This window comes from Oerskovia jenensis (assembly GCF_016907235.1).
Taxonomy (GTDB): domain Bacteria; phylum Actinomycetota; class Actinomycetes; order Actinomycetales; family Cellulomonadaceae; genus Oerskovia; species Oerskovia jenensis.
Window position 1 is genome coordinate 177348 of record NZ_JAFBBO010000001.1, and the last position, 24614, is coordinate 201961.

At 72.7% G+C, this 24614-nt stretch carries 24 protein-coding genes and 2 pseudogenes; 21 read left to right on the forward strand and 5 right to left on the reverse strand.

The window, feature by feature from the left end; genetic code table 11:
• Positions 1-28: 28 nt before the first annotated feature.
• From JOD49_RS00805 to nrdD, 3 genes are all read right to left on the reverse strand, one after another.
• Positions 29-1621, reverse strand: a complete 1593-nt coding sequence (locus JOD49_RS00805; RefSeq protein ID WP_205305555.1) for a sialidase family protein — start codon at positions 1619-1621, stop codon at positions 29-31.
• A gap of 156 nt (positions 1622-1777) precedes the next feature.
• The gene (gene nrdG / locus JOD49_RS00810; RefSeq protein WP_205305556.1) at positions 1778-2350 is read right to left on the reverse strand and encodes an anaerobic ribonucleoside-triphosphate reductase activating protein; all 573 of its coding nucleotides are present in this window, start codon (positions 2348-2350) and stop codon (positions 1778-1780) included.
• Between the two features lie 7 nt (positions 2351-2357).
• The gene (nrdD, locus tag JOD49_RS00815; protein ID WP_205305557.1) at positions 2358-4637 is read right to left on the reverse strand and encodes an anaerobic ribonucleoside-triphosphate reductase; all 2280 of its coding nucleotides are present in this window, start codon (positions 4635-4637) and stop codon (positions 2358-2360) included.
• Between the two features lie 377 nt (positions 4638-5014).
• On the opposite strand from nrdD, the gene JOD49_RS00820 reads away from it, so the two are divergent.
• The 5 genes and pseudogenes from JOD49_RS00820 to JOD49_RS20650 all read left to right on the forward strand — a co-directional run bounded on the left by JOD49_RS00820 (position 5015) and on the right by JOD49_RS20650 (position 8652).
• Positions 5015-6469 (forward strand): aminotransferase class I/II-fold pyridoxal phosphate-dependent enzyme, encoded by a 1455-nt coding sequence (locus JOD49_RS00820; protein ID WP_205305558.1) that lies wholly within the window; start codon positions 5015-5017, stop codon positions 6467-6469.
• Positions 6466-7215 carry a glutamine amidotransferase gene (locus tag JOD49_RS00825; RefSeq protein ID WP_205305559.1) on the forward strand — a complete coding sequence of 250 codons (750 nt, stop codon included), beginning with the start codon at positions 6466-6468 and terminating at the stop codon, positions 7213-7215. Before JOD49_RS00820 ends, JOD49_RS00825 begins: the two co-directional genes overlap by 4 nt.
• Entirely contained in the window at positions 7212-7976 is a 765-nt protein-coding gene (locus JOD49_RS00830) for a YggS family pyridoxal phosphate-dependent enzyme (protein WP_205305560.1), read from the forward strand. Before JOD49_RS00825 ends, JOD49_RS00830 begins: the two co-directional genes overlap by 4 nt.
• Before the next feature lie 83 nt (positions 7977-8059).
• A pseudogene (locus tag JOD49_RS20645) lies at positions 8060-8233 on the forward strand (DinB family protein); the annotation flags it as partial.
• Positions 8234-8268: 35 nt separating this feature from the next.
• Positions 8269-8652, forward strand: a complete 384-nt coding sequence (locus JOD49_RS20650; RefSeq protein ID WP_307822293.1) for a mycothiol transferase — start codon at positions 8269-8271, stop codon at positions 8650-8652.
• Positions 8653-8654: 2 nt separating this feature from the next.
• On the opposite strand, the gene JOD49_RS00840 is transcribed toward JOD49_RS20650, so the two are convergent.
• On the reverse strand, positions 8655-9245 hold the full coding sequence (locus JOD49_RS00840) for a DUF1349 domain-containing protein (protein WP_205305561.1): 591 nt from the start codon (positions 9243-9245) through the stop codon (positions 8655-8657).
• A 169-nt stretch (positions 9246-9414) separates the two neighbouring features.
• On the opposite strand from JOD49_RS00840, the gene JOD49_RS00845 reads away from it, so the two are divergent.
• Positions 9415-10083 carry a DinB family protein gene (locus JOD49_RS00845; RefSeq protein ID WP_205305562.1) on the forward strand — a complete coding sequence of 223 codons (669 nt, stop codon included), beginning with the start codon at positions 9415-9417 and terminating at the stop codon, positions 10081-10083.
• 83 nt (positions 10084-10166) lie between these two features.
• Here JOD49_RS00845 and JOD49_RS00850 read toward each other — a convergent pair whose 3' ends face one another.
• Positions 10167-11072: a DUF4184 family protein gene (locus tag JOD49_RS00850; protein WP_205305563.1), complete on the reverse strand. Its 906-nt coding sequence runs from the start codon at positions 11070-11072 to the stop codon at positions 10167-10169.
• A gap of 230 nt (positions 11073-11302) precedes the next feature.
• Here JOD49_RS00850 and JOD49_RS00855 point away from each other — a divergent pair, with 230 nt between their 5' ends.
• The 15 genes and pseudogenes from JOD49_RS00855 to yajC all read left to right on the forward strand — a co-directional run bounded on the left by JOD49_RS00855 (position 11303) and on the right by yajC (position 24535).
• The gene (locus tag JOD49_RS00855; protein ID WP_205309122.1) at positions 11303-11509 is read left to right on the forward strand and encodes a hypothetical protein; all 207 of its coding nucleotides are present in this window, start codon (positions 11303-11305) and stop codon (positions 11507-11509) included.
• Positions 11510-11615: 106 nt separating this feature from the next.
• The gene (gene thrS, locus JOD49_RS00860) at positions 11616-13640 is read left to right on the forward strand and encodes a threonine--tRNA ligase (protein ID WP_205305564.1); all 2025 of its coding nucleotides are present in this window, start codon (positions 11616-11618) and stop codon (positions 13638-13640) included.
• A gap of 76 nt (positions 13641-13716) precedes the next feature.
• A pseudogene (locus JOD49_RS00865) lies at positions 13717-14211 on the forward strand (HIT family protein); the annotation flags it as partial.
• 132 nt (positions 14212-14343) lie between these two features.
• Entirely contained in the window at positions 14344-14991 is a 648-nt protein-coding gene (gene pgsA / locus JOD49_RS00870; protein WP_205305565.1) for a phosphatidylinositol phosphate synthase, read from the forward strand.
• 1 nt (position 14992) lies between these two features.
• Positions 14993-15979 (forward strand): phosphatidylinositol mannoside acyltransferase, encoded by a 987-nt coding sequence (locus JOD49_RS00875; RefSeq protein ID WP_372441177.1) that lies wholly within the window; start codon positions 14993-14995, stop codon positions 15977-15979.
• Positions 15980-15981: 2 nt separating this feature from the next.
• Positions 15982-17193: a glycosyltransferase family 4 protein gene (locus JOD49_RS00880; RefSeq protein WP_205308710.1), complete on the forward strand. Its 1212-nt coding sequence runs from the start codon at positions 15982-15984 to the stop codon at positions 17191-17193.
• On the forward strand, positions 17190-17861 hold the full coding sequence (locus JOD49_RS00885) for a hypothetical protein (protein WP_205305567.1): 672 nt from the start codon (positions 17190-17192) through the stop codon (positions 17859-17861). Before JOD49_RS00880 ends, JOD49_RS00885 begins: the two co-directional genes overlap by 4 nt.
• A gap of 295 nt (positions 17862-18156) precedes the next feature.
• Positions 18157-19044 (forward strand): pyridoxal 5'-phosphate synthase lyase subunit PdxS, encoded by an 888-nt coding sequence (pdxS, locus tag JOD49_RS00890; RefSeq protein WP_307822294.1) that lies wholly within the window; start codon positions 18157-18159, stop codon positions 19042-19044.
• Between the two features lie 58 nt (positions 19045-19102).
• Entirely contained in the window at positions 19103-19762 is a 660-nt protein-coding gene (locus tag JOD49_RS00895) for an NUDIX hydrolase (RefSeq protein ID WP_205305569.1), read from the forward strand.
• A 193-nt stretch (positions 19763-19955) separates the two neighbouring features.
• Entirely contained in the window at positions 19956-20615 is a 660-nt protein-coding gene (pdxT, locus tag JOD49_RS00900; protein ID WP_205308711.1) for a pyridoxal 5'-phosphate synthase glutaminase subunit PdxT, read from the forward strand.
• A 7-nt stretch (positions 20616-20622) separates the two neighbouring features.
• Positions 20623-21381, forward strand: coding sequence for a YebC/PmpR family DNA-binding transcriptional regulator (locus JOD49_RS00905; RefSeq protein ID WP_138824356.1), 759 nt, complete (start codon positions 20623-20625; stop codon positions 21379-21381).
• Positions 21382-21466: 85 nt separating this feature from the next.
• Entirely contained in the window at positions 21467-22030 is a 564-nt protein-coding gene (gene ruvC, locus JOD49_RS00910) for a crossover junction endodeoxyribonuclease RuvC (RefSeq protein ID WP_205305570.1), read from the forward strand.
• A 189-nt stretch (positions 22031-22219) separates the two neighbouring features.
• Complete coding sequence (ruvA, locus tag JOD49_RS00915; protein WP_205305571.1) at positions 22220-22858, forward strand: Holliday junction branch migration protein RuvA; 639 nt, start codon at positions 22220-22222, stop codon at positions 22856-22858.
• 52 nt (positions 22859-22910) lie between these two features.
• The gene (ruvB, locus tag JOD49_RS00920; protein WP_372441349.1) at positions 22911-23984 is read left to right on the forward strand and encodes a Holliday junction branch migration DNA helicase RuvB; all 1074 of its coding nucleotides are present in this window, start codon (positions 22911-22913) and stop codon (positions 23982-23984) included.
• Between the two features lie 116 nt (positions 23985-24100).
• Positions 24101-24535: a preprotein translocase subunit YajC gene (gene yajC, locus JOD49_RS00925; RefSeq protein WP_205305573.1), complete on the forward strand. Its 435-nt coding sequence runs from the start codon at positions 24101-24103 to the stop codon at positions 24533-24535.
• Positions 24536-24614 lie beyond the last annotated feature (79 nt).

The following is a 24614-nucleotide window of genomic DNA, read 5'->3' on the forward strand; positions in this document are numbered from 1 at the left end:
CCGCGGGCGCGACCCGGGGCACGCCCGGTCACCGCTCGACCGGCACGACCTCCCCGGTCACGGTGTCCGCGCGGAAGGCCCGCTCGAACCGCTCCGTCCCGGCCTGGACCGCGCACCTCACGACCACGAAGCCTGCAGCCACGTCCTCCGGCGTCACGGTGTACGTCGGCGTGAAGTACAGGGCGTCCTCGCCGGGCGCCAGGCGCACGGCCGGGAAGTCGGCCGCGACGTCGCCGTCGAGGCTGCCGCTCAGGGCCGCCGTGACGGGCTCCGCGCCGCGGTTCCGGAAGCGCCCGGTGAACGCCAGGATGTCGCCCGCGCGCAGCCCCGGTGCGACCGGACCGTAGTTGGCGTCCTGCGCCTCGCGCGTGCCGAGGACCTGGTCGCCGTCGTATCCCTGCCCGATCTCCTTCCACGTGTGCACGCCCCAGTCGCCGCCCTCGGCCGAGATGACGTGCGACGCGCCCACGCTGACCCACTGCGCGGGGCGCCCGGGGGTGATCGAGCGCAGCACCAGGGTGAAGGCGCCGCCGTCGTCGTCGACGAACGTCTCGATGGCCTCCCCGAGCGCCGCGGGCGAGAGCGCCTCGGCCTCGATGCGTGCGAAGACGATCTCGCGGTACCCGTCGCGCTCGTAGAGCACCCCGAGCGACCCGTCGGCGAGCACGGCTCCCGTCGAGTACGCGCTCGAGCCCGCGCAGACCGTCAGCGCGGGCCGCCACGTCGTGCCCTCGTCGTGCGAGACGCTGAGCACGGTGTTGCGGCGCAGGTCGGCGTCACGGTTGTTGGTCACGAGCAGGGGAGCCGCCGCGTCGGTGACGGCCCCGAGCCGCAGGATGCTGCCGTTGTCGCTCGGGTCGGGCAGGTCCGGCACGGGCGTCAGCGGCCCGTAGGAGTGGCCGCCGTCGGTCGAGACGGCCTGCACCCGGCAGCCCTTGGCGCGCGAGCTCAGCAGGACGCGGCCGTCGCGCAGCTCGACGACCTTGTTCTCGTTGGCGCCCGGCCCCGTGGGCTCGCCCAGCGTCCACGTGTCGCCGTGGTCGTCCGAGTACGCCGACGCCGCGCGGATCTCCCCGCTCAGGAGCAGGACCATCTGCTGGAGCAGGCGCCCCGCGTGCGGACCCGTCTCGAGCTGGATCCCGGCGCCGGCCGCGGCGAAGAGCCCCGTGACGCCGCGAGGCTTGAGCGAGGCCGTCACGCGCCGGTGCGACCAGGTGAGGCCGTCGTCGTCGGAGAACGACAGGTCGACGTGCTGGACGTCGTCCTCGGGCTCGAGCCCCGGGGCCGCCTCGAAGAACCCGGCGTGGGTCCCGGCGGCATGGAAGCAGAAGATCCTGCCGGTCACCTTGTCGACGAGCAGGCTCGGGTCACCGAATCCCTGGAGCCCCGTCCCGACGCGCACGTCCTGCTGCGGGCCCCAGGTGCGGCCGTGGTCGAGGCTGCGACGGACGAGCAGGTCGATCGTGTTCGGCAGGTCGTCGAGGTTGGGACGCCCGTCGTAGGCCGCGAGGACCGTGCCGCGCGTCGAGACGGCCAGGGCGGGGATGCGGTACTGACGGTGACCGCCGACGCCGCGGGCGGCGAGCACCTGATGGGTGATTTCGTGGGGGTTCGTGCGCATCCCCTAGATCTACCCTCGTCGGGAGCCGGTTCCAAGCTCCGTCGAGCGGCGAGTCCTCGCGGCCTCGTGGAGCCTCCGCGACGGCGCGAGCGCACCCACCCTGCCCGACGGCGGCGCGCCCCTTCGCGCGGACGGTGCGCGCCGCCGTCGGGCAGGTCAGGCGGACCGGGCCTCGCGTGCCGCCGTCCACGGGACGGCGCGGCCCGCGGCGAGCGAGGCCGGGACCGAGAGCACGCGCTGGTTCGTGCTCCCGCGGAACGGCAGCGTGAGGTCCCGGTGCGCGATCTCGAACCGGCCGTCGACCAGGACGTCGAGCCCCGCGAGGAGCTCCCGCTTGTCGTCCGACCCCGCGCAGAGCTCCTCGAACGTGTAGCCGGTCCAGCACCACACGTCCTTGGCGCGACCGAACGTCTCCCGCAGGCGTCGCACGACGCCCAGGCACACGCCCGTGTTGAGGAACGGCTCGCCGCCGAGCAGCGACAGACCCTGGACCGACTCGTGCGCGAGGTCCGCCAGGATGCGCTCCTCGAGCTCGGTCGAGTACGGCGTGCCGTAGCGAAAGCCCCACGTCGCCTCGTTGAAGCACCCCTCGCACGCGAACAGGCACCCGCTCACGTACAGGCTGCAGCGCACGCCCTCGCCGTCGACGAACACGAACGGCTTGTAGTCCGCGACGTGCCCCTGGCTGAGACGCTCGGCGAGCCAGTCGGGCTGCGGGTCTCGTGACATCGCGACCTCAGGCTTCCGCGGGGCTCGCGTCGGACGTGGCGCTCGCGGGCCCGGCGTCCCGCAGCGCGCCCAGGCTGACGGCCCCGGCCATGTGCTTGACGCGCGAGGAGATCTCGACGTGCCGGCCGTGCACCATGGGTCGCTGCTGCGGGTTGCCGAGGTACCCGCACGTGCGCTTGACGACGTCGCACGTGCGCGGGTCCGTGTTGCCGCAGCCCGGGCACGCGAAGCCGCGCGCCGTCGGCGTGAAGTCGCCCGCGTACCCGCACGCGTAGCAGCGGTCGATCGGGGTGTTCGTGCCGAGGTACCCCACGCGGTCGTAGGCGTAGTCCCACACGGCCTCGAGCGCCTTGGGGTTCTGCTGGAGCACGGGGTACTCGCAGTAGTGGATGAACCCGCCCGAGGCGTACTGCGGGTAGTCCATCTCGAAGTCGAGCTTCTCGAACGGCGTCGGGTCCTTGCGCACGTCGTAGTGGAAGCTGTTCGTGTAGTACTCCTTGTCGGTGATGTCGGCGACCACCCCGAACTTCTCCCGGTCGAGCCGCGCAAAGCGGTCCGTGAGGCTCTCGCTCGGCGTCGAGTAGACGCTGAACTGGTAGCCGTGCTCGGCGGTCCACGCGGACGTGTGCTCCTTGAGGGTCCGCAGCACGCGCAGCGTCATCTCCTTGGCCTCCGGGTCGGACTCCCACGCGCCGCCGTAGAACGCGGCAGCGACCTCGTACAGTCCGATGTACCCGAGCGAGACCGTCGCGCGCCCGTCGCGGAAGAGCCGGTCGACGTCGTCGTCGGGGGCCAGGCGCTCGCCGAACGCGCCGTGCACGTACAGGATCGGGGCGTTGCCCGGGACGGCCTCCTTGCACCTCTCGATGCGGTAGACCAGAGCGTCGTGAACCGTGGCCAGACGCTCCTCCAGCAGCCCCCAGAAGGCCTCCTGGCTGCCCTGGGCCTCCAGGGCGATGCGCGGCAGGTTGAGCGTCACCACGCCGAGGTTCATGCGGCCCTCGACCACGTCGTCGCCGTCCTCGTCGCTCCAGCCCTGGAGGAACGAGCGGCAGCCCATCGGCATCTTGAAGCTGCCCGTGAGCTCGACGATCCTGTCGTAGCTCAGCACGTCGGGGTACATGCGCTTGGTCGCGCACTCCACGGCGAGCTCCTTGAGGTCGTAGTTCTCGTCGCCCGGCTCCAGGTTGACCCCGCGGCGCAGCGTGTAGATGAGCTTGGGGAAGATCGCGGTGCGTCCCTCGGCCCCCAGCCCCTTGATGCGGATCTGCAGGATCGCGCGCTGGATCTCGCGCTCGAGCCAGCTCGTGCCCAGGCCGAACCCGACCGACGTGAACGGCGTCTGACCGTTGGACGTGAAGAGCGTGTTGATCTCGTACTCGAGGCTCTGCATCGCGTCGTAGATGTCCTTGGCGGTCTTGGCCCGCGCGTACGCGTCGTGCGTCGCGGGGTCGGGCAGCCACCGCTCTGCCTCGACCAGGTGCTTGGCGTGGTTGAGCCCGGCATACGGGGCCAGGAGCTCGTCGATCCGGTTGACCGAGCAGCCGCCGTACTGGCTCGAGGCGACGTTCGCGATGATCTGCGTGATCTGCGCGGCCGCGGTCTGGATCGAGCGGGGCGGCTCGACCTGCGCGTTGCCGATGCGGAACCCCTCGGACAGCATCGTCCGGAAGTCGATCAGGCAGCAGTTCGTCATGGGGGCGTAGGGGTGGTAGTCGAGGTCGTGGTAGTGGATGTCGCCCTTCTGGTGGGCGTTCGCCACGTGCGGGGGCAGCATGCGCAGGCCGACCGCCTTGCCCACCGCGCCCGCCGTCAGGTCGCGCTGGGTGTTGAAGACGTCCGCGTCCTTGTTCGCGTTCTCGTTGACGACCGCCGAGTCCTTGGCGATCAGTCCCACGATCGAGTGGTTGAGATCGGTCGAGCGGCTGCGCGCGAAGTCACGCTGGACCCGGTAGTCGATGTAGGCGCGGGCCACGTCGTACTCGCGCGAGGCGAGCAGCTCGTGCTCGACCACGGCCTGGATCTCGTAGATCTGCACCACGTCCGTGAAGCGCACCGAGATCTCGGCGACCACCCGGTCGAGGACCGCGTCGAGGGCGCGCTCGTGGAAGGGCGTCGCGGCCCCGTGGACCTCCTCGTAGGCCTTGCGGAGCGCCGCGCGGATCCGGGCGTCGTCGAACGCGAGCGCTCGACCGTCACGCTTGAGCACCGTGAGCGCCGTGAGCGCCGTGAGCGCCGTCGTCGCCCCTGACGTGACGTCGTCCTGCTCGACCCCGACCGGACCCATGCGACCACAACCTCTCTGCGTGACGCCCCGGGCCGCCTGGAAGGGCGGACCCCGGGGCATCGATGAAAACTAGATGTAGTAGCAATTACACCCATGTAAGCCCACATGTAGTGGCCAAACTCGGGCGCGGCGGGACCTTCCTCCCTGAGGTCGGGACGTTGGTCACTCCTTCGGCGGACCTTTGGGTCCGGTGTGTCGCGACACGTTCCTGGGAGCGTGCGGCTCGGTCGTGCGGCGTGGCGCCGCGGACCGGTCGCGGTTTCACGGAGGTGCGGCCGGTCCCGTACGAAGGGGTGGCCAAACATATGTCCTAGGACATATGTTTGGCGTGGTCGCTCCGCTCGATGCGGAGCCGGGACGGTGGAGGTGGCGCGGTCGTGGTCGGCAGGATCAACGGTGCGAGCGCTGACGAGGTCGTCTCGTCCGTCCGTGCGCTCGTGGACACGGGAGCTCTGTCAGCAGGGGAGTCCCTCCCGCCCATCCGCGACCTCGCCGGCTCGCTGGGCCTCAACCGCAACACCGTTGCCGCCGCGTACGCCCAGCTGGCGGCCGCCGGTGTCGTCGAGAGCCGGCGCCGCGGCGGCACGGTCGTGCTCGGTGTCCCCGACCTCGTCCGTGAGGGCCTGGCGCCCTCCGGGCTCGTGGACCTGTCGAGCGGGAATCCCGACCCGGCTCTGCTCCCGGGTCTCGCGGGCGCCCTCGACGTGGGCTACGTGCCCTCGTTGTACGGGGGGTCACCGGTCGACCCCGATCTCGCGCGGTGGGCGGGGCAGCACCTCGCGCCCGACGTCACCGGCGAGCACCGCGTGGTCCTCGCGCACGGGGCCGTCGACGCGGTCGAACGTCTGCTCGCCGCGCACCTGACGCGGGGCGACCTGGTCGCGGTCGAGGACCCGTGCTTCCTGTCGAGCATCGGCACGCTCCGGCTCGGCGGGTACCGCGGCGCGCCCGTCGCGGTCGACGACGAGGGCCTGAGCGTCCCCGCCCTGCGCGACGCGCTCGGGGCGGGGGCGCGAGCGGTCGTGTGCACGCCCCGCGCGCACAACCCCACCGGGGTGAGCCTGACGCCCGGGCGGGCCGCCGCGCTGCGCGACGTGCTGGCGGAGCACCCGGACGTGCTCGTCGTCGAGGACGACCACTTCTCGGCGGTGTCCACCCGTCCCTACCTGCGGATCGCCCCGCCCGGGGCGCCCCGGTGGGCGCTCGTGCGGTCGGTGTCGAAGTTCCTCGGACCCGACCTGCGCCTGGCCTTCGTGCTGGCCGACACCACGACCGCGGCACGGCTCGAGACCCGGCTGAGCTCGTCCACCACGTGGGTCAGCCACGTCCTCCAGCGTGTCGTCGCCCACGTGCTCGCCGAGCCCGGCACGGACGCCCTCCTGGACCGGGCTCGCGCCACCTACGCCCGCCGGAGCGAGCGGCTCGCAACAGCGCTCGGGGAGCGTGGCCTGCCCGTCCCCGGACCGGGGGACGGCCTCAACCTGTGGGTGCCGTTGCCCGTGCCGGGTTCCGCCCGGCAGGTCGTGGACGACCTCGCGGCCCGCGGCTGGGCCGTGCGCGCCGGGGACGACTTCGCGCTCGGCGCGGGGCACCCGCCCGCTGTCCGCGTGACGACCTCGACCCTGGACGCTCGGCAGGCGATCGCGTTCGCGGCCGACCTGGCCGCGATCCTGCGACCCCACGACACCTCGGGAGAACGCGTGCGCGGCAGGAATGCACCGGCGCGCGCCAGGACCGCGGGCTACGTGGAGCAGCGCGTCGCCGAGCACCCGGCCTCTCGCGCCGGCGGTGGTCGTGCCTCCGGACTCGACGTGCCGGGCGCGGGCTCATGACCCGGCGGGCGCTCGCGGTCAGGCACGTCGCCTTCGAGGACCTCGGGCTCGCGGCGGCGGTCCTCGACGCGTACGGCTACGAGGTGACCTACCTGGAGGCCGGGACGGACCCCGTCACCCCGGAGGCGTTCCTGGCCCCCGAGCTCCTGGTCGTGCTGGGCGGACCGGTCGGCGTCGGTGACGTCGACCGCTACCCGTTCCTCGACGCCGAGCTCGCGGCGATCTCGGGTCGGCTGCGCGCGGGACGCCCGACGCTCGGCATCTGCCTCGGCGCCCAGCTCGTGGCGTACGCGCTCGGGGCCGACGTCTCCCCGACGGGCCGACAGGAGATCGGCTACGGACCGCTGACCCTCACCGACGCCGGGCGGGACTCGGTCCTCGCCCCGCTCGACGGCGTGCCCGTCCTGCACTGGCACGGGGACCAGTTCGAGATCCCCCCGGGGGCCGTGCGGCTCGCCGAGACGCCCGGGTTCCCGCACCAGGCGTTCTCGGCCGGCCCGGGGGTGCTCGGACTGCAGTTCCACCTCGAGGCCGACCACACACGGATCGAGAGCTGGCTCGTGGGCCACGCGCACGAGCTCGCGGGCGCCGGGATCGACCCTCGCCGGATCCGTGCGCAGGCCGTCGAGCACGGACCGGTGCTCGCGGACGTGGCCCGGCGTGTCCTCGACGCCTGGGTCGCGCAGAGCACGCTCCTCCTGGAGGACCCCGCCCCGACCGTCTCCGACCCGTGGGAGCACCCGTGACCGCTCGACCGCTCGACCAGCCCTACCGGACGGCACGCACCGTCGCGGACTTCACCCGCGCGCTGGACGCGGTGCGCTCGCGGATCGCGGCCGCCGCCGCGGAGGCCGGACGCGACCCGGCCACGGTGCGGCTGCTGCCGGTCAGCAAGACCGTGCCGGAGGACCGGATCCGTCAGGCCGTCGCCGCAGGGCTCGTCCGGCTGGGTGAGAACAAGGTCCAGGAGGCCCGGCGCAAGTCCGAGAACCTGGCGGACCTCGACGTCGAGTGGGCGGTCGTCGGGCACCTGCAGACGAACAAGGCCAAGGACGTCGCGACCTTCGCGACGGAGTTCCAGGCCCTCGACTCGCTCCGCCTCGCGCAGGCGCTCGACCGCCGGCTCCAGGCGCTGGGGCGGGGCCTCGACGTCCTGGTACAGGTCAACACCTCGGACGAGCCCAGCAAGTACGGCCTCGCCCCCGAGGAGGTGCCCGCCTTCGTCCAGGCTCTGCCGACGTTCACGGCCCTGCGGGTCCGCGGACTCATGACCCTGGCCGAGCTCACCACGGACAGCGAGCGCGTCCGCGGGTGCTTCGCCCGGCTGCGGTCGCTGCGCGACCGGCTCCGCGACACCGCGCCGGACGGGGTCGGGCTCGACGACCTCTCGATGGGCATGTCCGGCGACTACGAGCTCGCGATCGCGGAGGGAGCCACGTGCGTCCGCGTCGGTCAGGCCGTCTTCGGGCCGCGTACGGTCCCGGACTCGGCCTACTGGCCCACCTGACGGACCGGCCGCACGCGCTGCGGACGACTCGAGGGCCTGCCTACAGTGAGAGGCAACCGGTCGGCACCCCGCGGGAGGAACTCATGGGCGAGGCAGCGGACGAGCACGACCTGATCGAGCCGCCCGCCGCGGGCGACGAGGTCGCGACGCTCCTCGGATCCCTTGAGCGTCAGCGCGCCACGTTCGCGTGGAAGGTCGGCGGGCTCGACGCGGACGGGCTCGCGGTGCACGTCGCGGCGTCCTCGATCACGCTCGGCGGGCTCCTCAAGCACCTCGCGTTCACCGAGGAGCTGTGGTTCTCGACCAAGCTCCACGGGCGCCCTCCCGGGCCCCCTGGGACACGGTCGACTGGGACCGCGACCCGCAGTGGCCGTGGACCTCGGCCGCGCAGGACTCGCCGGGACACCTGTACGACCTGTGGCGAGCCGCCGTCGTCCGGTCCCGCGCGGCGGTCGACGAGGCGCTCGCGGACGGCGGCCTGGACCGCCGCCTCGTCTGGCAGCCCGAGGCAGGGGCCGACGGGGAACGGTCGAGCCTGCGCAGGGTCCTGGTGGACCTGATCGAGGAGTACGCCCGGCACGTGGGGCACGCCGACCTGATCCGCGAGTCGGTCGACGGCCTGGTCGGCGAGGACCCGCCGGGGGTCCCCGCGGTGTACCCGGTGCGCGAACGCTGAGCTCAGCTCCCGTCGCGCAGGTCGCCGGGAGCGGTGTCGTCGAGCACGATCCGGTCGAAGACCGCGGTGCACGTCTCGCCCAGCGGTGCCTGCGCGAGGAAGCCCACCCGGACCGGCAGGTCGGAGTAGAGGCGGAAGAGGCGGACGAACTCCCAGGTCTCGCCGTCGCGCGAGGCGTGGAACGCCCAGGCGGGGCCGGTCCGCACGACCCGCAGGTGCACGGTCTCGTCGTCGACGTCCCACGAGTTGCAGTCGTCGGTGTAGTCGTTCGTGACCGTCGAGACGACCATGACCCGACCGTTCGGCGCCTGCTCGAAGCAGAGCTTGGCCCAGTGCGCGTCGTCGGCCCACAGGACCAGGGCGCCCGCGTCGAACGTCGTGCGCTCGGTCGTGACCCGGACCCGGGCGGACAGAGCGAACTCGGCCGGCGCCTCGAACACGAGCGCCGGGGCAGCATGCTGCGGAGGGGTGCCCAGGGCGTCGTTCGTCCAGTCGGTGCCGGCAGGGGCGGTCAGGGTCACGGCGTCGTCGTCGACCTGACCTGCACCTTCGTGGGACAACCAGTGCAGCGGGGGGAGGGAGATCTTCGTCACGCCGACACCCTCCCACGGGAGGCCCCGAAGGTGGAAGCGCTCCCGCGTGGCGCGCGGCGCGTGCCGCCGTCGGACGCCGGTGGACCAGCCCGGCCTCACGTGGAGTGCCGGTCCCACACGCACGGTCGGTCCCGTTGCGCTCCGCGCGGCGCGGAGCGAGACTCGGTCGATGGCGAGCGCGCGCACCACGGCGACCGACGACAAGGCGGTCCTGCACCGGTATCTCCAGGCGGCGCGCGACGCGTTGCTCTGGAAGGTCGAGGGGCTCGACGAGCGCGCGGCCCGCTGGCCGTGGACCCCCACGGGGACCAACCTGCTCGGTCTGGTCAAGCACGCGGCCGGGGTCGAGGTCGGCTACTTCGGCCAGACGTTCGGGCGCGAGTGGCCGAGCCCTGACGAGATGCCCTGGATCGCCGACGACGCCGAGGCCGACGCCGACGCCGACATGTGGGCCACCCTGGACGAGCCGGTCGACGCGGTCGTCGACCTCTACCGCCGCGTCTGGGCCTTCGCCGACGAGACGATCGCGTCGCGCGATCTCGACGCGACCGGGCGGGTGCCCTGGTGGCCGGCCGAGCGCGCCGACGTCACGCTCCTCCAGGTCATGGTCCACGTCACGGGCGACCTGGCCCGCCACGCCGGCCACGCGGACGTGCTGCGCGAGCTGACCGACGGGAGCGCGGGGCTCAGGGTCGACGACGACAACCTGTCGGCCCGCTCGGCGGCCGACCGGTCGCGGCACGTCGAGCGGCTGCGCGCGGTCGCGGACGAGGCCCAGCGACGCTCGGGAGCGCCCGGCGGCCCCCGCGGCTCGGACGGCGCGAGGCCACGCGCCTGACCGACCCCGCACAGGTGCACGGTCCGGCCTGCCCGGCGGGGAGGGAGCCGACGACGCCGGGGGCGTGACGTCGTCGGGCCCGGTCAGCGCGGGGGCGGGGCGCCCGCTGCGACGCCCGCGGCCGCGGAACGGCCGTCCCTTCGCCGGGAGGCCGTGCCTACGGCGGCCCAGGCGACCAGGCCGATCCCCGCGCCGAGCACGGGGTACGTCGCGGCCAGGCGTGCGAAGGACAGCACGGACACGGCGTGGTCCGTCGCGACGAGGCGCACCACCGCCCCCACCATCCCGACAGTCGCGCCCGTGCACACCGCGAGCACCGCGGAGCGCAGGTGCTGCGGGTGGGGGACGGGCAGGGCGCGGCGCCACCAGCGCACCGTGAGGACCGCGATCGTCACGAACCCGACGAACGAGCTCCCGTGCTGGAGGTACTTGTAGGCCATCACGCCTGCGACGGGCGTGCGCAGCGCGTCCCAGGTCTGGACGGCGGTCCCGCGCAGGTGCGTGAAGTCGTCCCAGAGGATGTGCGTGAGCGTGCCTGCCACGGCGAACCCGACGACGGCCCCTGCGACCGCGAGCGGGGGCGCCGCGCGCGTCGACACGTGGGGCACCGGCGTGGCCCGGCGGGGGAGCGCGGCCAGGAACGGCGTCCGGACGACCAGGACCCACAGCGCGGTGAACGCGAGCGTGAGCGCGAGGTCGACGGTCACGACCCCGAGCAGGCGGTGCGTGGGGTGGGCCAGCTCGTCGGTCCCTGGGACCAGGACGTCGAGGAAGAGCGGGGCGTCCGGCACCATCGCGCCGACCGCGAAGGCGGGCAGCGCCCAGAGCAGCAGGTTCGGGGGGAGGGCACGGCGTGCGCGGCGGCCGGCGAGGGGAAGGGACACCAGGGCGTGGACGGGCGTGTAGGGCACGCGGCACAGCATGGCAGCGCCCTCCAGGAGCGGGAAGAGGGTCCCAGGAATCGGGCGCACGGCGGTTTCGTCGGACATCTCACACTTTTCGGGCTTACCTGTTCGTGGTGAAAAATAGTGTGCCAAGCGGAGACCTGCCTCCACCCGACCTCACGACGCCGGCTCACCGACCAGCAGGGAAGGAGCGGGTGTCGTCGAGCACGCAGCGCCTGGGCCCGCCCTCCCGTGGAAGGAGCCCCGGGACGGCGGTAGTTTCGCTGGGGTGGGGCGAACGCCTCGCGAAGGACCCCGGTGCGAAGGAGACGAGCATGGGAATCGACGACGCCAAGGACAAGGCGGCGACCGCCGGCAACGAGGCCAAGGAGGGACTGGGGGGACTGGTCGACAAGGCCAAGGGCTTCCTGACCGACGACAAGATCGACGAGGTCGCCGAGAAGATCAAGGGAATCGCGCCGGACTCGGTCGACGGGCACGTCGACACCCTGGCCGAGAAGGCCAAGGAAGCGAACGACTGATCGGTCGCGGTAAGCACGCGACCGGCCGAGGTCGGTAACATCGAGGGGCGCCGCCGTCTGGTGGCGCCCTTTCCACTGCCCTGTCGAGCCGCTAGGAGCGCGCACCGTGTCAGACGTTCTCTCGTCACCCTTGTCCATCACTCTCGACGGAGAACGGACCACGGTGGAGACGGGGACGACCGGCGTGGACCTCTTCCAGGGTCGCCGCGACGTCGTCGTCCTGCGCGTCAACGGTCAGCTCAAGGACCTCGACACCCCCCTCGCCGAGGGCGACGACGTCGAGGGCGTCACCATCGACTCGCCCGACGGCCTCGACGTGCTGCGCCACTCCGCCGCGCACGTCCTGGCCCAGGCCGTGCAGCAGGTGAACCCCGACGCGAAGCTCGGCATCGGGCCGCCCATCCGTGACGGCTTCTACTACGACTTCGACGTCGAGACCCCGTTCACGCCCGACGACCTCAAGGCGCTCGACAAGGCCATGGCCCGCATCGTCAAGGACGGCCAGACGTTCAAGCGTCGTGTCGTGACCGAGGACGAGGCGCGCGCCGAGCTCGCGAACGAGCCCTACAAGCTCGAGCTGATCGGCCTCAAGGGCTCCGGGTCGGCCGACGAGGAGGCAGGGGAGGGCGTGTCGGTCGAGGTCGGCGCCGGCGAGCTCACCATCTACGACAATCTGCGTCGCGACGGCTCCGTGGCCTGGAAGGACCTGTGCCGCGGCCCGCACCTGCCCAGCACCCGCCTCATCGGCAACGGCTTCCAGCTCATGCGCAGCGCCGCGGCCTACTGGCGCGGCAGCGAGAAGAACCCCCAGCTCCAGCGCGTCTACGGCACGGCGTGGCCCACCAAGGACGAGCTGCGCGCCTACACCGAGCGACTGGCCGAGGCCGAGCGTCGCGACCACCGTCGCCTGGGCGTCGAGCTCGACCTCTTCTCGTTCCCGGACGAGATCGGCTCCGGGCTCGCGGTCTTCCACCCCAAGGGCGGGATCATCCGCAACGAGATGGAGGAGTACTCGCGCAAGCGGCACATCGAGGCGGGCTACTCGTTCGTCAACTCCCCGCACATCACCAAGGAGAAGCTGTACCAGGTCTCCGGGCACCTCGACTGGTACGCCGAGGGCATGTACCCCCCCATGCACCTCGACGAGGAGCGCGACGCCGACGGCACGCTGCGACGCGCCGGGCAGAACTACTACCTCAAGCCCATGAACTGCCCCATGCACAACCTGATCTTCGACGCGCGCGGCCGCTCGTACCGTGAGCTCCCGCTGCGCCTCTTCGAGTTCGGGACGGTCTACCGCTACGAGAAGTCCGGCGTCGTGCACGGCCTGACCCGGGCCCGTGGCTTCACCCAGGACGACGCGCACATCTACTGCACGCGCGACCAGATGAAGTCCGAGCTGACCGACGCGCTCAACTTCGTGCTCGACCTGCTCAAGGACTACGGGCTCGACGACTTCTACCTCGAGCTCTCGACGCGCGACCCCGAGAAGTCGGTCGGCACCGACGACGCGTGGGAGGAAGCGACCGAGACGCTGCGTCAGGTCGCCGAGGAGTCCGGTCTGGCGCTCGTGCCGGACCCGGGCGGCGCCGCGTTCTACGGCCCCAAGATCTCGGTCCAGGCGAAGGACGCGATCGGTCGTACGTGGCAGATGTCGACCATCCAGCTCGACTTCAACCTGCCGGAGAAGTTCGACCTCGAGTACCAGGCCTCGGACGGCACGCGCCAGCGCCCCGTCATGATCCACCGTGCGCTCTTCGGGTCGATCGAGCGCTTCTTCGCGGTGCTCACCGAGCACTACGCGGGCGCCTTCCCGGCGTGGCTCGCGCCGGTCCAGGTCGTCGCGGTTCCCGTCGCGGAGCCCTTCAACGACTACCTGGCCGACGTCGTCGCCCAGCTCCGGGCGCAGGGCATCCGCGCCGAGGTCGACTACTCGGACGACCGCTTCGGCAAGAAGATCCGCACGGCCAGCACCCAGAAGGTGCCGTTCGTGCTCATCGCCGGTGGCGAGGACGTCGAGGCCGGCGCGGTGTCGTTCCGGTACCGCGACGGGCGCCAGGACAACGGCGTGCCCGTGGCCGAGGCCATCGAGCGGATCGTGTCTGCGGTCCGCGAGCGCAGCCAGGTCTGACGCAGTGACGTCGGACGGCGCAGGGGCCGGGTACTCGGTCGAGGGCCCGCAGGGGCATCCTCGGTTCGACGACGGGATGGACCGGTTGTGGACGCCGCACCGGATGGTCTACATCGGTGGGCAGGACAAGCCGGTCGACGACCGGGCGTCGTCGTGCCCGTTCTGCCGGGTCCCTGCGCTGTCCGACGAGGAGGGGTTGGTCGTGGCGCGAGGCACGTGGTGCTTCGTGGTGCTCAACCTGTACCCGTACAACCCGGGGCACCTGATGGTGTGCCCGTACCGGCACGTGTCGGACTACACCGAGCTCACGCCGGAGGAGACCGACGAGCTGGCGCGGCTGACGCAGCAGGCCATGCGGGTCACGCGTGCGGTGTCGGGTCCTGACGGCTTCAACCTGGGCATGAACCAGGGGGCGGTCGCGGGGGCCGGGATCGCGGCGCACCTGCACCAGCACGTGGTGCCGCGCTGGTCGGGGGACGCGAACTTCCTGCCGATCGTGGCGCACACCAAGGCCGTGCCCGAGCTGCTGGGCGACACCCGGGCCCGGTTGGCCGCGGCGTGGGACGGCGCAGGGCTGGCGGCGAGGGGCGAGGTACCCGTCGCCGACAGTGACGTGGCTGACGTGGCCGACGTGGCCGACGAGAACGACGAGAACGACGAGAACGACGTGGCGCCGGTGGCGCCCACTTCCGAGGAGAGCTAGATGTTCGGTCGGCTGCGCGCCGTCGTGACGAGGTTGTTCACGCCGATCGCGGCGTTCCTGCTGCGTGTCGGGGTGTCTCCGGACGCGGTCACGATCGTGGGGACCCTCGGGGTCGTGGGGTCCGCGCTGTGGCTGTTCCCCACGGGGCACCTGTTCGCGGGCACCATGGCGATCATGGTCTTCGCCTTCTCGGACGCGCTCGACGGTGTGATGGCCCGGCTGTCGGGGCGCTCGGGGCCGTGGGGTGCGTTCCTGGACTCGACGTTGGACCGCCTGGCGGACGCCGCGATCTTCACGGGGCTGATCGTGTGGTTCGTGCGCACCGAGAACACGTGGGGCATCACGGTGGGGCTCGCGTGCCTGGTCCTGGGTTCGGTGGTCCCGTACGCGCGTGCTCGGGCCGAGGGCCTGGGCATGACCGCCTCGGTCGGGATCGCGGAGCGCGCCGACCGCCTGGTCGTGACGCTCGTCGCGGCGGGGCTCGTGGGTCTGGGGCTCCCGGTGACGGTGCTCGTCGTGGTGCTGGGGCTGCTCGCGGCCGCGAGCGCCGTGACGGTCGTGCAGCGCATGGCGACGGTGCGTCGTCAGACGGTCGCTGCTTCGGGTGCGTCGGCGGGGGGCGCTGCGGCGTCCGAGGGTGGTGCCTGAGGTGGGGGTGAGTGCGGACAAGGCGTTCACGTTCGCGTGGCGCAACGCGCACAAGGTGCCGGAGCCGCTGCTGCGTGGGGTGTTCACCGCGATCGCGGACGTGGCGTGGGCCGCTCGCAAGGGGGGTGTGCCGCAGCTGGAGAGGAATCTGGCGCGGGTGCGTCCTGACCTGGACGCGAGGGGGGTGCGCCGGTTGAGCCGTGCGGGCATGCGTTCGTACATGCGGTACTACCGCGAGGCGTTCACGCTACCGGCGGCGTCGGCTGCGCAGATCGAGGCGCGGGTGCGGCTGGAGGGGTACGAGAACTGCCTGCGGTTCACGTCGCAGGGGGTGACGCCGGTGCTGGCGCTGGGTCACATGGGCAACTGGGACCTGGCGGGGGCGTACGCGACGCCGCACATCGCGCCGGTGCTGACGGTCGCGGAGCGGCTCAAGCCCGAGGAGCTGTTCCAGGAGTTCCTGGCGTTCCGTAACTCGTTGGGGATCGAGATCCTGGCGCTGGGTGACGGGGACGTGTTCCGTGAGCTGATGCGCGGTGCGCGGGGGCCGGGCAAGCTCATCCCGTTGCTCGCGGACCGTGACCTGACGTCGCGGGGCGTGGAGGTGGACCTGTTCGGTGAGCGGGCCCGGGTGGCGGCGGGACCGGCGGCGCTGGCGGTCTCGACGGGGGCGCCGTTGTTGACGGCCTCGATCCGGTACGAACGGTTGACGGGGCCTCGTCGGCGGGCGGCGGGGACGCCGTGGGGGATCGTGATCCGGTTCTTCCCGCCGGTCACGGTGCCGGACGGCGTGCCGCGCAGCGAGCGGGTGGCGGCGGTGACGCAGGCGTGGGTGGACCAGCTGGCGGAGGGCGTCGCCGCGGACCCGGAGGACTGGCACATGCTGCAGAAGGTGTTCGTGGCGGACCTGGACCCGGACCGGTACGCCCGGACACGGGCGAAGGACGCGCAGGGTTCGACTGGTGGAGGGGCGGTGGGCTCGGCATGAGCCTGAAGGTCGGGATCGTGTGCCCGTACTCGTTCGACGTCCCGGGGGGTGTGCAGTTCCACATCCGGGACCTGGCGGAGGCGCTCATGGCCCAGGGGCACGAGGTGTCGGTGCTGGCTCCTGCGGACGAGGACACCCCGATCCCGGACTACATCACGTCCGCGGGTCGTGCGGTGCCGGTGAAGTACAACGGGTCGGTGGCGCGCATGACGTTCGGTCCGGTCACGGCGGCGCGCGTGCGCCGATGGTTGGACGCGGGTCAGTTCGACGTGCTGCACCTGCACGAGCCGGTGACGCCGTCGCTGAGCATGCTGGCGTTGTGGATCGCGCAGGGTCCGATCGTGGCGACGTTCCACACGGCCTTGATCCGTTCGCGGGCGCTGCAGGTGGTGTACCCGTTGGTGCGGCAGAGCCTGGAGAAGATCTCGGCGCGCATCGCGGTCTCGGAGGACGCGCGGCGCACCCTGGTGGAGCACATGGGTGGTGACGCGGTCGTGATCCCGAACGGGGTGTACGTCGACACGTTCGCCGACGCCGAGCCGTCGGCGAAGTGGCAGGGCACCGCGGAGGCGCCGACGATCGCGTTCCTGGGGCGTCTGGACGAGCCGCGCAAGGGTCTGCCGGTCCTGACGGCCGCGATCCCGCGCATCCTCGAGCAGGTCCCGGGGGCGCGCTTCCTGGTCGCGGGCCGGGGGGACCAGGGGCGGGCCGACGCTCTGGAAGCCCTGGGCGAGGCCGCGAGCGCCGTGGAGTTCCTGGGGTCGATCTCGGACGAGGAGAAGGCGTCGCTGCTGTCGTCGGTGGACGTGTACATCGCGCCGCAGACGGGTGGGGAGTCCTTCGGGATCGTGCTGGTGGAGGCGATGAGCGCGGGGGCGTGCGTGGTGGCCTCGGACCTGGGGGCGTTCCGGCGGGTCCTGGACGAGGGGGAGGCGGGGGCGTTGTTCCCGGTGGGGGACTCCGTCGCGCTCGCGGAGACGGTCGTGAGGGTGTTGGCGGACCCGGCGGGCCGGGAGGTGTACTGCGGACGGGCGATCTCGTTCGTGCGCCGGTTCGACTGGTCGACCGTGACGGCCGAGGTGCTCGCGGTGTACGAGATGGCGTTGGCGGCCTCGGACGCCGTGATCCCGGTGCACGAGGACCCGGCATCGTTGCGCGGCGGTCGCCGTCTGGGGTTGTGGCCCCGCCCTGAGCAGGAGAGGAGCTCGTCGTGACGTGGTCGGAGATCGCCATCATCGTGGTGGCCGTGCTCTTGGTGGCGGGGTGGGCGCTGTGGGTCGCGGCGTCGCGCCTGGACCGGTTGCACCGCAAGGTCATGGCCTCGCGTCTGGCGCTGGACGCGCAGCTCGAGCGTCGTGCGTCGGCTGCGCTGGACCTGGCGGGGGCGGGGGAGCTGGACCCGGCGAGCTCGGTCCTGGTCGCGGAGGCCGCGTACGCGGTCCTGGACGACGACCTGCGCATGCGGGAGGTGGCGGCCGCGGTCCCGGGGCTGGCCGAGCTGGTGTCCGCGCCGGAGGGGGTGCGCAGGCCCGACGGCGGCGCGCCCCTGGTGCAGGCTCCTCGCCTCCTGGCGGGGGTCGGGATGCAGCGCGCGATGGCGGAGAGCGACCTGTCGGCGACGTTGCGCTCGGCGCTGGAGGACCCGCAGGAGGTCGCGGAGATCCGGGCCTCGCCCCTGGGGGCGCAGCTCCTGGGCGCGCTGGCGGGGGCCTGGTACCGGGCGCAGATCGCCCGCCGCTTCCACAACGAGGCCGTGGCGCAGACGCAGCGCCTGCGCCGCACCTGGTACGCCCGGGCGTTCTCGCTCGCGGGGCACGCGCCCATGCCGGTCACGGTCGAGCTGGACGACGCGTGGCCGCCGGGGCTGGACCGCAACCCCTGACCCGCCGGTGCCCACAGCGCCCACAGCGCCCACAGCGGCCACGGGGCCGCTGGGGCCGCTGGGACTCCGGTGCCTCTACCGCCTGCGGGGACCGCTGGGCGTCGTGCCCGTGACCTGCGGGCGACCGACCGGCCAGGCCGGGCGGGGTGCCCGAAGGGTGGGCGGACCTCCGTAGAGTGGGGGGTGACGTGCAAGCATGTCGGCGGCGCGAGCGTGACCCCTGTTCGCGCGTCCCAACGTGAAGATTCGAGGTTTCGCGGTGTCCGTGGAGAATTCCGGCGAGAACAGCCCCCAGGTGACAGACGTCGTCGGCTCGGCCAAGGTCAAGCGCGGCATGGCCGAGATGCTCAAGGGCGGCGTCATCATGGACGTCGTCACGCCCGACCAGGCGAAGATCGCCGAGGACGCCGGCGCGGTGGCCGTCATGGCCCTCGAGCGTGTCCCGGCCGACATCCGCGCCCAGGGCGGGGTCTCGCGCATGAGCGACCCCGACATGATCGACGGCATCATCGCGGCCGTCTCGATCCCCGTCATGGCCAAGGCCCGCATCGGCCACTTCGTCGAGGCGCAGGTGCTGCAGGCGCTGGGTGTCGACTACATCGACGAGTCCGAGGTCCTGACCCCGGCCGACTACGCCAACCACATCGACAAGTGGGCGTTCGACGCACCGTTCGTGTGCGGGGCGACGAACCTGGGCGAGGCCCTGCGCCGCATCACCGAGGGCGCGGCCATGATCCGCTCCAAGGGCGAGGCAGGCACGGGCGACGTGTCCAACGCGACCACGCACATGCGCACCATCCGCGGCGAGATCCGCCGCCTGACCTCCCTGCCCGAGGACGAGCTGTTCGTCGCGGCCAAGGAGCTCCAGGCCCCGTACGAGCTCGTCAAGGAGATCGCCGCCACGGGCAAGCTCCCCGTGGTCATGTTCACCGCGGGCGGCATCGCGACCCCGGCCGACGCCGCGATGATGATGCAGCTCGGCGCCGAGGGCGTGTTCGTCGGCTCGGGCATCTTCAAGTCGGGCAACCCCGCCCAGCGTGCCGCCGCCATCGTCAAGGCCACCACGTTCTACGACGACCCGGCCGTCCTCGCGGACGTCTCGCGCGGCCTGGGCGAGGCCATGGTCGGCATCAACGTCGACGACATCCCCGTCCCGCACCGCCTCGCCGAGCGCGGCTGGTGACCTCGCGGGCCGGTCGGGGAGTCCCGGAGCCCCGGGGCCACGCCCCCGTGACCTCCTCATGACGAGCACCCCCGACCAGCCCGTCGGCCACGCCCCGACCGGGGCGGACGCACCCGCTGCGCCCGCCCCGGCGCCGGCGGGCCCTGACGCGGAGCCCGGCACCGCCGAACAGGTGCCCCCCAGCACGCTCGGCCCCGACTGGGTCCTGGGCCCCGACGGCCTGCGCCACCGCCGCGGCGCCCGGGTCCTGCTCCTCGACGCCGCGCACCGGGTCCTGCTCGCGCGCGGCCACGACACCGACCAGCCCGAACGCTCCTGGTGGTTCACCATCGGCGGCGGCATCGAACCGGGCGAGAGTGACCTCGACGCCGCGGTGCGCGAGGTCCGCGAGGAGACCGGGCTGCACCTGGACCCCGACACGCTCGAGGGGCCCGTGTGGACCCGCTCGGCCGTCTTCGACTTCTACCGCGAACGCTGCCGCCAGGACGAGGTCTTCTACCTCGCCCGCCTCACCCACCCCCAGGGCGAGCCCGCCCTGACCCGCGACGGCTGGACCGAGGTCGAGCACGACGTCGTCGACGAGATGCGCTGGTTCACACTCCCCGAGCTGCGCACCGTGACCATCGAGGTGTTCCCCGCCGGGCTGCCCGACCTCCTCGCACCGCTCCTCGACGGCTGGGACGGGCGCACCCGCCACCTCGGCGAGGCCACCGAGTAGACCACCCGGCAACCCCCGCGCCCTGCCGCTCGGCAGCGCAGCGCAGCGCCACCGACCCGCCCCGGGGCGCGACCCGCCCCACGCCACCCCCGGGCCCGTTCGCACGCCGTACGCGCCGCCGTCGGGCCGCCCGCAGCCCCACGGATGGGCGGACGCCCGGGCGGCGGGCCGCGGGCGCCACGTACGATGGGCGATCGTGAAACCGGTCATTGGAGTTCTCGCCCTGCAGGGCGACGTCCGCGAGCACGTGGCCGCCCTCGAGGTGGCCGGCGCTCGTCCCGTCACCGTGCGACGCCCCACCGAGCTGGGCGGCCTCGACGGCCTCGTGCTCCCCGGCGGGGAGTCGACCACGATCGACAAGCTGCTGCGGATCTTCGAGCTGTTCGACCCGCTGCGCACCGCGATCGGGGCCGGGCTGCCCGTGTACGGGTCGTGCGCCGGCATGATCCTGCTCGCCGACCGCGTCCTGGGCGCCACGCACGACCAGCAGACCCTCGGGGGGCTGGACGTCACGGTGCGCCGCAACGCGTTCGGGCGACAGGTCGACTCGTTCGAGTCGTCCGTCGAGATGACGGGCGTACCGGGCGGGCCCGTGCCCGCCGCGTTCATCCGCGCACCGTGGGTCGAGGACACCGGGCCCGGGGTCCAGGTCCTGGCCCGCACCCGCCACCGCGGCGCCGCCGCGCACGCGCGCTCCGGTGACGAGCCGGGCGCCGGTGCCGCCAGGACGGGTGACGCCGCAGGTAGAATCGTCGCAGTACGTCAGGGAACGTTGCTCGCCACCTCCTTCCACCCCGAGATCACGGGCGATGCGCGGGTGCACGAGCTCTTCGTCGCAATCGTGAAGGAGTAACAGGGGTATGTCAGGACACTCCAAGTGGGCTACGACCAAGCACAAGAAGGCCGTGATCGACGCCAAGCGCGGCAAGCTGTTCGCCAAGCTCATCAAGAACATCGAGGTCGCGGCCCGCACGGGCGGCGGGGACCTCGCCGGTAACCCCACGCTCTTCGACGCCGTCCAGAAGGCCAAGAAGTCCTCGGTGCCCAACGACAACATCGACCGCGCCCTCAAGCGCGGCTCGGGCCAGGAAGCCGGCGGCGCCGACTACCAGACGATCATGTACGAGGGCTACGGCACGGGCGGCATCGCCGTCCTCGTCGAGTGCCTCACGGACAACAAGAACCGTGCCGCCGCCGAGGTCCGCATCGCGTTCACGCGCAACGGCGGCCAGCTCGCCGACCCGGGCTCGGTGTCCTACCTGTTCTCCCGCAAGGGCGTCATCGTGGTCCCCAAGGAGGGCACCACCGAGGACGACGTCATGGAGGCAGTCCTGGAGGCGGGCGGCGAGGAGGTCACCGACGAGGGCGACACGTTCGAGATCCTCACCGAGGCCACGGACCTCGTCGCGGTGCGCACCGCGCTGCAGGACGCCGGCATCGAGTACGACTCCGCCGACGTCGTCTTCCACCCCTCCATGGAGGTCGAGGTCGACGCCGAGGGCGCCCGCAAGATCCTGCGCCTCATCGACGCCCTCGAGGACAGCGACGACGTGCAGAACGTCTACGCCAACTTCACCGCGAGCGACGAGGTCATGGCCGAGCTCGAGAACGACGACTGACCCACCCCTGGTGTGACGAAGGGCTCCCGCGTGCACGCACGCGTGGGAGCCCTTCGCCGTGGGCGGCCCGTGAGAAGGTGAGCGCGTGCGCGTGCTCGGAGTGGACCCAGGACTGACCCGTTGCGGTGTCGGCGTCGTCGACTCGCTGCCCGGCCGGCGCGCCCGCATGGTCGCGGTCGGGGTCCTGCAGAGCCCCCCGGACATGTCGGTGGACCTGCGCCTGCTCACCATCTCCCAGCGCCTGGACGCGTGGATGGACGAGCACGTGCCGGACGTCGTGGCCGTCGAACGCGTCTTCGCCCAGCACAACGTCAGCACCGTCATGGGCACCGCCCAGGTCGCGGGCCTGGCGATGGTCGCCGCGGCCCGCCGCGGGGTGCCCGTCGCGATGCACACCCCGAGCGAGGTCAAGGCCGCCGTGACCGGGACCGGACGCGCCGACAAGATCCAGGTCCAGCGCATGGTCGCGCGCATCCTCGAGCTCGCCGAGCTGCCCAAGCCCGCCGACGCCGCCGACGCCCTCGCCCTCGCGATCTGCCACCTGTGGCGCCCCGCGGGCGCCCTGCAGGGCGGCGACCGCCACCAGCTCACCCCCGCCCAGCGCGCCTGGGCCGCGGCCGAGCAGGCCTCGCGCGGCCCGCGCCGCTGACCGGCCGCACCCCCGTGGGCACGAGGTCACGCGCCGCGTGCTGAGGCAGGACAGGAGCCGGGGTACCGCGCCCGACGGCGAGGCTCGCCCGGGCGGACCACCCCGCGTTGCTAGAGTGGCCCAGGATTCGTACAGGTGTTCGGGACCGGTCGCACGTGGCCCGGCCCCGCGAGCAAGCATGGAGGCACAGTGATCGCTTCGCTGTCGGGCACGGTCGCGGACGTCCGTCTGGACCGAGCCGTCATCGACGTCGGAGGCGCCGGGGGAGCCGTGGGCTACCTCGTCCACGCGACCCCCGCGACGCTGTCCGCGCTGCGCGTGGGCGAGCCCGCCCGGCTGGCCACGAGCATGGTCGTCCGGGAGGACTCCTTCACGCTGTTCGGGTTCGCCGACGACGACGAGCGCGCCGTGTTCGAGGCCGTGCAGACCGTCAGCGGCGTCGGGCCGCGCCTGGCCCTGGCGATGCTCGCGGTCCACACCCCCGACGGCCTGCGCCGCGCCGTCGCGGGCGAGGACATCGCCGCGCTCATGCGCGTGCCCGGCATCGGGCGCAAGGGCGCCCAGCGCATCGCGCTCGAGCTCGGCGACAAGCTCGGGGCCCCCACAGGCACCGACCCGGACGCCGCGTCCGCCGTCGGCGGCGCCGTGGCCGACGACCAGCGCGACCAGGTCGTCCAGGCCCTCGTGGGCCTCGGGTGGAACCCCAAGGCCGCCGAGGACGCCCTCGCCACGGTCCTGACCCAGGCCGGGGCCGACGCCGTGGCCCCCGACGAGATCGCGGGCGCACTGCGCGCGTCGCTGCGCGTCCTGGGCGGCCCCCGTGGCTGACTTCGACCGCGTCGGGTACGAGGAGGGGCACGAGCCGTTCACGTCCGAACGGATCGTGACCTCGACGGCCGACGACCTCGAACGCGCGGCCGAGGCCGCCCTGCGCCCACGTCGCCTCGAGGAGTTCGTCGGGCAGCTCGTCGTGCGCGACCAGCTCTCCCTCGTGCTCCAGGCCGCCCTCGCCCGCGGCGCGACGCCCGACCACGTCCTGCTCTCGGGTCCGCCCGGCCTCGGCAAGACGACCCTCGCGATGATCATCGCGGCCGAGCTCGGCACCTCCCTGCGCGTCACGTCGGGTCCCGCGATCCAGCACGCGGGCGACCTCGCCGCAGTCCTGTCCTCCCTCGAGGAGGGCGAGGTCCTGTTCATCGACGAGATCCACCGCCTCGCCCGCCCCGCCGAAGAGCTGCTCTACGTCGCGATGGAGGACTTCCGGGTCGACGTCATCGTCGGCAAGGGGGCAGGGGCCAGCGCCATCCCGCTGTCCCTGCCACCGTTCACCGTCGTGGGCGCCACCACGCGCGCCGGACTCCTGCCCGCACCGCTGCGCGACCGCTTCGGCTTCACGGGCCACCTCGACTTCTACTCCGCCGAAGAGCTCGAGCGCGTCATCATCCGCTCGGCCGGGCTGCTCGGCGTCGAGATCAAGCACGCCGCCGCGCACGAGATCTCGGGCCGTTCGCGCGGCACGCCCCGCATCGCCAACCGGCTGCTGCGCCGCGTGCGCGACTGGGCGCAGGTCCGCGGCGACGGGACCATGGACCTGCGGGCGGCACGCTCGGCCCTGGAGGTCTACGAGGTCGACGAGCTCGGCCTCGACCGCCTCGACCGGGCCGTCCTGGGGGCGCTGTGCACCCGGTTCGGCGGCGGACCAGTGGGCCTGAGCACGCTCGCGGTCACCGTGGGGGAGGAGTCCGAGACGGTCGAGACCGTCGCCGAGCCCTTCCTCGTGCGCGAGGGCCTGATCGGGCGCACCCCGCGCGGGCGCGTGGCCACCCCCGCGGCCTGGGCCCACCTCGGGCTGACCCCGCCCGACCCGCTCACGCCCCGCGGACCGGGCGCCGGCCTCGGGCCGCGGACCGGCTCCGGGCGGTCGGGCGGAACCCTGTTCGACACGGGGGCCTAGACTGAGGGAATCTGAGCGGCGGAACTTCACGGCCGGACGGTTCGTTGGTGATCCGTACGCGTGCGCCTAGACTGCCGCGCAGATCCCAGCACAGAACAGGAACCGGTTACCCCGTCATGGACTTCAGCCTCATTCTCATCCTCGCTCTCGCCGCCGGAGCGATGTTCCTCATGACCAACCGGTCGCGCAAGGCGCAGAAGGAAGCAGCCGCCTTCCGCACCAACCTGGCCCCCGGCCAGGAGGTCATGACCGGATCGGGCCTGTTCGGCACCATCGTCGACGTCGACGAGGAGAAGGACATCATCACCATCGAGTCCACCCCCGGCACCCAGACGCGCTGGCTGCGTGCGGCGATCGCCAAGCTCGTCGACCCGCCCGTCGAGGAAGAGGGCGTCGACGAGCTGGTCGAAGGCACCGAGAAGGACGCGGTCTACGGCGACGCGGACCAGATCTCCTCGGCGAACGACGACGTCCTGGACGTCCCGGACGACCTGTCCGGGCTCACGGGCAAGCCGGGGGACAAGCGGGACGACGGCACCGACAGCAAGTGACACCACGTCGCACCCCGATCCCGGGGTGCGACGTCGACCCGCGCCATCTCGCGATGTCGCGCGCACGAGAAGAGACGGA